At 46.5% G+C, this 454-nt stretch carries 1 protein-coding gene and 1 pseudogene; both read left to right on the forward strand.

Annotated features, from left to right (window positions below; genetic code table 11):
• Positions 1–303, forward strand: a 303-nt coding sequence (gene rplC / locus ACTHSP_RS21910) for a 50S ribosomal protein L3 (RefSeq protein WP_440347001.1), incomplete at its 5' end; no start/stop codon positions are given.
• Positions 303–454, forward strand: a pseudogene (locus ACTHSP_RS21915) (50S ribosomal protein L4); the annotation flags it as partial. The gene rplC and the pseudogene ACTHSP_RS21915, both read left to right, overlap by 1 nt.

A 454-nucleotide genomic window follows, 5' to 3' on the forward strand; every position in this document is an offset into this window, starting at 1 on the left:
ACCTCTAAAGGTAAAGGTTTCTCTGGTACGATCAAACGTCATAACTTCGGTGCTCAACGTACTTCCCACGGTAACTCCCGTTCTCACCGTGTTCCTGGTTCTATCGGTATGGCACAAGACCCTGGTCGCGTGTTCCCTGGTAAACGTATGGCAGGTCAATACGGTAACACTAAAGCAACTGTTCAAAAATTGGAAGTTGTACGTGTTGATGCTGAACGCCAACTCTTGTTGGTTAAAGGTGCTGTTCCGGGTTCGGTTAACAGCAACGTCGTGGTTCGTCCTAGCGTGAAAGTAGGTGCGTAATGGAATTGAAAGTAATTGACGCTAAAGGACAAGTATCTGGCAGCTTGGCTGTTTCTGATGCTTTGTTTGCTCGTGAATACAATGAAGCTCTGGTTCACCAACTGGTTACTGCTTACTTGGCAAATGCCCGTTCTGGTAATCGTGCTCAAAA

Source organism: Neisseria sp. P0001.S005, assembly GCF_051963715.1.